At 67.4% G+C, this 7,824-nt stretch carries 9 protein-coding genes; 4 read left to right on the top strand and 5 right to left on the bottom strand.

Annotation, left to right across the window (positions count from 1 at the left end; genetic code table 11):
- Positions 1 to 211 (top strand): hypothetical protein (locus VGC47_02150; protein ID HEX9854092.1); only part of this gene is annotated, 211 nt, incomplete at its 5' end.
- Between the two features lie 90 nt (positions 212 to 301).
- On the opposite strand, the gene VGC47_02145 is transcribed toward VGC47_02150, so the two are convergent.
- Entirely contained in the window at positions 302 to 913 is a 612-nt protein-coding gene (locus VGC47_02145) for a sulfite oxidase-like oxidoreductase (protein HEX9854091.1), read from the bottom strand.
- Positions 914 to 979: 66 nt separating this feature from the next.
- Here VGC47_02145 and VGC47_02140 point away from each other — a divergent pair, with 66 nt between their 5' ends.
- Positions 980 to 1,429 carry a PaaI family thioesterase gene (locus VGC47_02140; protein ID HEX9854090.1) on the top strand — a complete coding sequence of 150 codons (450 nt, stop codon included), beginning with the start codon at positions 980 to 982 and terminating at the stop codon, positions 1,427 to 1,429.
- A gap of 69 nt (positions 1,430 to 1,498) precedes the next feature.
- Here the strand turns inward: VGC47_02140 and VGC47_02135 are convergent, their stop codons facing one another.
- Complete coding sequence (locus VGC47_02135; protein HEX9854089.1) at positions 1,499 to 3,733, bottom strand: hypothetical protein; 2,235 nt, start codon at positions 3,731 to 3,733, stop codon at positions 1,499 to 1,501.
- A 65-nt stretch (positions 3,734 to 3,798) separates the two neighbouring features.
- Here VGC47_02135 and VGC47_02130 point away from each other — a divergent pair, with 65 nt between their 5' ends.
- A complete protein-coding gene (locus VGC47_02130; GenBank protein HEX9854088.1) occupies positions 3,799 to 4,446 on the top strand; it encodes a TlpA disulfide reductase family protein in 648 nt (215 codons plus the stop codon).
- Positions 4,447 to 4,450: 4 nt separating this feature from the next.
- On the opposite strand, the gene VGC47_02125 is transcribed toward VGC47_02130, so the two are convergent.
- Positions 4,451 to 5,218, bottom strand: coding sequence for an enoyl-CoA hydratase-related protein (locus VGC47_02125; protein HEX9854087.1), 768 nt, complete (start codon positions 5,216 to 5,218; stop codon positions 4,451 to 4,453).
- Positions 5,219 to 5,355: 137 nt separating this feature from the next.
- Between VGC47_02125 and VGC47_02120 the strand changes: the two genes are divergently transcribed.
- Complete coding sequence (locus VGC47_02120) at positions 5,356 to 5,916, top strand: DUF5317 domain-containing protein (protein ID HEX9854086.1); 561 nt, start codon at positions 5,356 to 5,358, stop codon at positions 5,914 to 5,916.
- 2 nt (positions 5,917 to 5,918) lie between these two features.
- On the opposite strand, the gene VGC47_02115 is transcribed toward VGC47_02120, so the two are convergent.
- The gene (locus tag VGC47_02115; GenBank protein HEX9854085.1) at positions 5,919 to 7,136 is read right to left on the bottom strand and encodes an HD domain-containing phosphohydrolase; all 1,218 of its coding nucleotides are present in this window, start codon (positions 7,134 to 7,136) and stop codon (positions 5,919 to 5,921) included.
- The coding region (locus VGC47_02110) for an HD-GYP domain-containing protein (protein HEX9854084.1) at positions 7,129 to 7,824 on the bottom strand (696 nt) is incomplete at its 5' end. The genes VGC47_02110 and VGC47_02115, both read right to left, overlap by 8 nt.

The raw sequence follows: 7,824 nt of genomic DNA, 5'->3' as shown, positions 1-7,824 counted from the left end.
GAACTCGGGGGCCGCAGGCTTGTTTCAGTTCCTCCCATCGACGTGGGAGAAGCGAAGCGCAGAGACGCCCTTCGCCGGCGAGACTCCGTACCACCCGAAGGCCAACGCGGCGACGGCGCGGGAGACGTACGACGCCTGGGTTGACTGGCTCGGACCGGGCCACGGCTGGGACGCGTGGAGCTGCGAGCGCCTGCTGTCTTCGAGCGACTGAGGCGCTCATCCCTGCTCGCCCCAGTCCGGTCGGGGCGGCTCTGCAACGTCTCGACGACGAGCATCTCGCCGACGTCGAGAACGACGGCCCTCAGCTCCCCCAGAAGCGTTGTTCCTTGAATGGGTCGCCGTACATGTGGTAGCCGTTGCGCTCCCAGAACCCCGGTTGGTCCCCCGCCAGGAGCGTGAATCCCCTCACCCATTTCACGGATTTCCAGAAGTACAGGTGGGGCACGACGAGCCGCAACGGATACCCGTGCTCGAGCTCGAGCGGCTCGCCGCCGTAGGTGTGGGCGAACAAGTTGCCGTCTGTGAGGAAGTCCTCGACCGGGAGATTGGCCGTGAAGCCGTGGTACGCGAAGACGAGGACGTGGGTTGCGGACGGGTCGGGGGCGATCTGGTCCCAGACGTGCCTCACGGGAACACCCTCCCAGGAGGTGTCGAGCTTCGACCACTTGGTCACGCAATGGATGTCGTGCACGTAGGTGGCCGTCGGCATGGCGCGAAACTCGTCCCACGTCCAGCGCTTCTCGCCGCCGACGAGGCCATCGACGGTGAAGTCCCACTCCGCGAGGTCGATCGACGGCACGGTTCCGGCATGGAGGACGGGGAACCGGTCGGTGACATATTGGCCCGGGGGGACCCTGGCGGGATCGATCCCCTTGGCGACGAGCTCGTCGCGGTTGCGGGAGAAGAACGACATCGGGGCAGTGTATCGAGGGCGACCAGGCGCCTCGCTCGTAACCAGTCGCAGGGTCGGTGGAGTCCGATGAGCGTGGAGTCGCCGGTTGTCACCCTGGAGGAGTTGCGCAGATTCACTGCGGATCAGCTGCCGTTCTGCGCCGAGATGAACATCGGTGTCGAAGCCGTCTCACTCGGCGAGGCAACCGCTCGCTTCGGCTACGACGACCGCTGGACGAGACCAGTCGACTTCATCGCCGGGCCCGTGCTCATGGCACTGGCGGACGCCGCCATGTACTGGGCGATTCTCGCAACGGTCGGCATCGTTCCACTGGCGGTGACGAACGAGCTCAAGATGAACTTCCTCCGCCCTGCGATCGGCGGAGATGTTCTGGCGACGGCGCGCATCCTCAAGCTCGGGCGCCGCATCGCATACGGCACGGCAGACGTCTACATGGGCGGGGCGCCGGATCGCCTGGTGGCCCACGCAACGACGTCGTACATCATGCCGGAGGGTTGGCACATCACCGACGTGTGACGACGAGCTGTTGATGCGGGACACCGGTCGCCCTTGCAGCCGGCCCTGTACCCGACGCGGCGCACGCTCCTAGCGGCGTCCGGCACCGGCGACGATACGAGCGACTGTGTCCCGAGCTGCCGTGTCCGCGACCTCGCCCGGGCGGGCGATTCCGACTCTGGCGAGGTCGCCGGGCAACGAGGGCGCCCCGTCCGTCCAGTTGCCCGAGCCCGACAGATGCAGGCCGGCGCGCCAGGCGGGATCAGGTGAGTGGGACGGCCACTCGGTCACCTGGAGCCACACGCTCGACCCGAAGACGAGGTTGTCCTCGATGACGACGTTGCGATTGCCCTCGTCGAGTTGGATGCCTGCCCGCTTGGCATAGTCGGGGTCGACGAGGTCACCCGGCAGCTTCGGCTGGATCCCCGAGAACTCGACGACGTTGTCTGACACGACGGTGTGGTCGACGAGGGGAGCGTCCGGGGTCCCCGTCGGTCCAAGCAAATAGATGGCCCCCCCGTCGTAGAGGGTGTTCACCACGTCGTCGAAGCGGTTGGCCACGACCCGGTTGCGCACGTGGACGAACGAGTCCGGGTTGTTGGCGAACCCCCACCCGAGAGACAACCCGACCCACGGCATGTCCCGGAACTCGTTGTGCTCGATGACGAAGTCGGCGGACTTGTAGACCTGGACGCCTGCTGAGCTGAAGTACTCGCGACCCGTCTGTTCGAACAGGTTGTCCGACAGCTCGATCCGCTCGATGAGCCGCTCCATCGGCTCGTCGATGACCTCGTGCACCTCGTGGCCTGCGACCAGTCCGCCCCCTGAGACGTCGGAGAACACGTTGCCCGAAATGGTGACGTCCACGACATCGTTATGAAGGAGCATGCCGTCCGACCCGAGGTGGGTCAGCACGTTGCCGGTGAACGCCAGGTCGTGAACGGAATCCATCTCGACTGCGGCGCCTGCGAGCCCCTGTGGGATGGGCCGGTCGAGGTATGTGCTGCGAGCGCCCTCCGCCTCCATCCAGTCGTCGTGCTCCCACCCCATGAAGAGCCCGGCGCCCTGTCCCGGCACGTACCCCTCCCGGCTGGTCACGGTGTACGTGGAATGCCGAAACGTGAGCCCCTCGATGCGGATGTCGTGAACCGGCTCGCTTGGCGTTCCGTCGACGTCGAGAAGCGTCTCGACGGCGGGGATCCAGGTATCCACGTCGTCCGGGTTGCCCCCATCCGGCGGCCACCAGTAGAGGAGACGGTCGCGCTCGTCGAAGAACCACTCCCCCGGCTCGTCGAGCAACTCGAAGGCGTTCTCGAGATAGAAGGGGTCGGAAGGTATGACGAACGTCTTCCAGAAGCCCCGATCGGTGGCGTGGTAGAGGGCGTCCGCCGCGATGTCGAGCCGGATCGCCCCATCGGGCGCAGGCGTCGCCCGTTCAACTTCGAGACGGTGTGAGCGCCACGACGGCCGCTCGGTCTCCACTCCGTCGGCGCCCGTCACGCCGTGGCCCGAGATTCGAACACCCACGTAGACCAGCTCGAGGTCCTCGGGATGGGTGATCCCGGCGAGCATCCCGCCGTCGACCACCACCGCGGCATCCCGGGGTCTGCCGAGGATCTCCTCCTTCTCGAACCGCAGCGCCGTGGCGCCTGCAGTGGCCGTCCTCGCTCGCGGTTGCCTCCTCCCTCGCGCGTAGAACTGCCGGAAGGTGTCGACCCGCTCGGGAACCTCCACCCGATACAGGACCTCGCCGAACGTCTCCCAGCCGGAGAGCTCGACGCCGCCCTCGATGACCGCCCGCTCGCCGGCGACGGCCCGGTACACCACGTCGTGGTCGTCGCTGCCGGAGTCGAGCGGTGTCAATCGGAACGTGCCGGCCAGTTCGTAGACCCCGCCGCGGAGCAGGACTACGACATCCTCACCCGTCGCCGCACGGGTGGCGCCACGGGCCGCCAGCTGCGCCCGCTCGAGCGTCCGAAACGGAGCGGCAGCCGTACCGGAACCTGCGTCGTCCCCTGCCGCCGGATCGACGACGATCGCTCCGTCGGGCGCCGGGACGTCGGTGGTAGGGACGCCCGCCGTCGGTGGCCGGCTCGTCGCAGGAGTTGCGGCCGAGCTCGCATCCGTGGTCGACGATGGCCGGGTCGTCTCGGGCACCGACGTCACCGGCCCTCGAGGACGCAGCACGAGCGCTCCGACGGCGACAAACGCCACGACGCCCATCGCAGCGAGAATGCGGTCCCGTGAGCTCATCGACACGTCCGGTCCATCCCCCGAGTTGCGGCGGCGGTCGGGTTTGCCATCGGCGAGGCCGACGTCACGCACGACCTCGCCGCTCCGGCCCGCCCTCGGTGGATCTCGCCGCCTGGCGGGAGACTACGGTCGCGATCGTGATACCCGGCGACGAGCATGACGACGACCGTGTCGTGACCGATCGATCACATAGGCGGGTGGCGACTTGGCGGCGTCTCCGCATCCGCGTCCTTGCGGTCTCGGCGGTTGGCTCCCTGGCTGTCGTCGTGCTCGCAGGCGCCAATCTGCTCGCAGGGGGCGAGACGGCCCCGACGGCTCCGACAGTGACGACCGTACTCGGCAGGCTCCCTTCGACCACGGCCCCGGGAGTCATCGGCGAGAAGGCTCCGGACTTCGCAGTCGAGACGACGGGCAACGATGTCTTCGAGTTGTCTGCTCACCTCCTGGCGGACGGCAGGCCCGTGCTGCTCAATCTGTGGGCGAGCTGGTGCTTTCCCTGCCGGGAGGAGATGCCCGCCCTCGACGCGGCGTCGCGGGCGCGCCCGGACGTGAAGTTCGTCGGGGTGGCGATCCGCGACAGCGAATCCGATGCACTCGAGTTCCTCGAGCAGGTGCCGGTCTCCTATGTAGTCGGGATCGACGACGGATCGGTCGAAGAGGCCTACGCCCCGCTTGCGATGCCCGAGACCTACCTCATCTCGGCTGAAGGCATCATCGTCAAGCGCCTCTTCGGTGGGCTGACCGAGGAGCGACTCGCCGCCGAGCTCGCCGAGGCATTCGGGTGACGGCTCATCTCCCCGTCCAGCGCGGCAGGCGCTTCTCGGCGAAGGCGGCGACCCCCTCGGCCGCGTCGTCGGTCATGGCGACCGCAGTCAGCCCGGCCTGGAGGTGGTCGAGCGCCGTGTCGAGATCCATGTCCTCGACGGCGTAGAAGGCCCGCTTCCCGAGAGCCAGCTGGACGGCACTTGCGCCGGTGAGCGCCTCGACGACGTCGTCGATGGCGTCGTCGAGCTCGGCACGAGGAACGACCCGTGACACGAGGCCGAGATCCTTCGCCTCGGATGCCGAGATCCTGCGTCCCGTGAGCATCAGCTCGAGTGCCGCCCTTCGGGGGACGACTCGTTGGACGACGGCGGTGATCATCATCGGCCACAGCCCGACAGTCACCTCGGGCATCCCGAACTCGGCGTCGTCGACGGCGACGACGATGTCGCAAGCCGCCGCGAGGCCGAAGCCGCCGGCGAGGGCGTGGCCGTTGACCCTGGCGATGATCGGCTGCCGGCATGTCCGCATCGCTCGAAACAGATCGGCGAATGCGCCTCGAGCGTCGTGGAGTCCCAAGGGATCGTCGACAAAGCCGCCGGAGAGGTCGCCTCCGGCCGAGAAGGTCCGGTCGCCTGCTCCCGTGATCACGATGACGCGCCGAGACGGGTCATTGGATGCGCTTCGGACGGCTGCGAGGAGGGCACCCATGGTCTCGTTGGACAGAGGGTTCCGCTTGTCCGGGTCGTCGATGATCAGCGTGAGGCGGCCGTCGCGACGCTCCTGCGTGATCATCTCGCTCCCCGTGCGCCGAAACGGCGAGTGTACCGATGGCCAACTGCCGAGCCCTCGAGATCGGGGGCGGCGTGATTGGGAAACTTTACGAACCACCGGCGACCTCAACGAGCGCACGAGGCTCTACGCTCGGACCGATGTCGTGGTTGGTGCTCGCGCTCGTCGTCGCGGCGATCGTATCGGTGCTGCGTGGAGGAAAGTTCTCCAACGTCGGAGCGATCCGCGTGCGCGCCTGGTGGCTTCTGGTGATCGGCCTCGCCATGCAGCTTGCCGGCAACTTCCTCTCGGAGGACCAGTCGGGAATCGCCGTTGGACTCATGCTGACCTCGTACGCCCTGCTCCTCATCGTCGTGCTGGCGAATCGCAACGCCGCCGGCCTGTGGATCGCAGGCTTCGGAGTGACGATGAACCTCGTGGTCATCGCCGTCAACGGAGCGATGCCGGTTCTGTCGGAAGCCATCGAGATCGCAGGCGGGAACCCGGGGCTCCCGTTCGACGCCAAGCATGAGCTGCTCGACGCGTCGACCCGCCTCCCGTTCCTCGCAGACGTGATCCCGATACCCGGCAGCGTCATCTCACTCGGGGACGTCTTCCTGTCGATCGGCCTGGCCGTGTTCGTCGAGGACCAGCTGCGCACCCCGCCTGCTCTGTTCAGCCGGGGAGCGAGAGCGGTCCCCGGGTCGGCTGCCGAGCTCTGACGTCAGCGATTCGCCGGCAGGAGCCCGCGATGCGTCAGGGTGCGCCGCAGGGCAGCGACGATCTCAGGATCGAACTCGTATGCACTTCCGCGGTGAAGCTGCTCCAAGGCGTCGACGGCCGGGAGCCCCATGTCGTGCTGCGCCTTGTCGAAGGCGCTCGCCACTTTGATGACCTTCGAGGCGAGAGCGACGGTCTCGTCGCGTTCCTGGCCTGCCTTCCTGAAGGGCCGGTGCTGGTCGCTCACGAGCTCGGCGACGCGGTGAAGGTATGGCGCCTCTGCGATGATCTGCGCGCCCCAGCGGGCGATGTCCTCGTCCGTGTAGCCGGCTCTGAGGATGGCGGGCTCGTTGAGCGTGATCCTGCCTATGTCGTGCATGAGGGCGGCGTACTCGAGCTCGGCGACCTCGGCCGGCTCCATGCCGATGTCCTGCGCCACCGCGATCGCCAGTGAGGCCGTGCGAGCCGAATGGCCGTTGGGCGCCAGGCCGGCGACCTCGGGGATCTGCGCCAGCGCCCGAATCGTCTGGCCATAGGTGATTCGCGTGTCGTTGTACCTGACGAACGCCAGGTGGCTGAAGGCATACGGAAGACCGGCAACGGGAAGCGCCCACCAGCGCATGTTGGGCCACGCGAATCCGAAGAGGGCGCCTGCGGTGAGGAGGCTCACCACGACCGACCAGTCGGACAGAGCGAGCAGCCACAGGTAGCGAACCGACAAGTCGTCGCGGTCGAGGCCCACCAGAGACCGCATGAATGCCCTCGCCACGAACCACGCCAGTCCACCGGCCGCGATGGCGGCAAGCCGTGGCCCGTCGCCGACGGGGGCGCTGGCGTCGATGATCTCGATCGTCCCGTAGTAGGCCGCCGCGAAGCCCCATATGGCTACCAACTCGGAGATGAACTGGCTGCTCAGAAGGCGACGCTCGCGGTCACGAAAGGCGAAGACCACCCACGAGCCCGCCATCCCGAATGCGAAGACGACGAGAGCCGTTCGGGCGTCTGGGGCCAGCAGGGGAACCGCCACCGCGGCGGCGATGCCGAGGAAGTGGCGCTCGCCGCTCGGCGCCGGAACCGAGATGAGCTGGCCGATCGTGATGGCACCTGCGCCGACGGCGATGAACAGCGGCGAGGCGTCTGCGCCGACCACCAGAACGACGCCCAGCCCCACGGTGAGCAGCCACATGAGAAACGACAGGCCGTGGACGCGTGTCTCAGCCATCGACCCGCACCCCTTCCGCTCTGCGGCGGGCCTCCTCCTCGTTCGCAACGTCCGGCGAGCCATATTTCTCGTTGCGGCGGGCGAGCGCTTCCACCAGTGCGTCGACGACTCGTGGATCGAACTGCGAGCCCGCATTCGTCCTGAGCTCCTCGAAGGCGTAGTCCTGGGTCAGCGCCACCCGGTACGAACGAGTGCTCGTCATCGCATCGAAGGAATCGGCAACAGCGAGGATGCGCGCCTCGATCGGGGGAGCCTCGCCGAGATCGTGCCCGTTGCCCGAGTACCCGTTCCCGTCGTAGTGCACGTGGTGGTTGGCGGCGATCGCAACCATCGGCTGGAGGAAATCGACCTCCGCGAGGAGGTCCTCGACGAGATGGACGTGCTCCTGCATCTGGGCGAACTCCTCCGCCGTGAGGCGGGCCCGCTTGCGGATCAGATCGCGAGGCACCGCCAGCTTCCCGACGTCGTGGATGAGCGCCGCCCACCTGAGCTTCTCGAGCTGGGTCCCCTTGAATCCGAGCTCCTGCCCGATGATCTCCGCGAAGTAGGCCACCCGCTCTGTGTGGCCCCTCGTATAGAGATCCTTGGCCTCGAGCGCCTTGATGAAGCCCCGCAACGTCGACTCCTGCGCCTCCCGCAGCTGGGCGTACGAGGAGAACGTCATGTGGCCAACGAAGAACACGATGAA

Source organism: Acidimicrobiia bacterium (assembly GCA_036396535.1).
In the GTDB taxonomy this organism is placed as follows: domain Bacteria; phylum Actinomycetota; class Acidimicrobiia; order Spongiisociales; family UBA5794; genus DASWKR01.
Note: the sequence above shows the minus strand (reverse complement) of the source record. Positions and strands in the feature narration are given on the sequence as shown.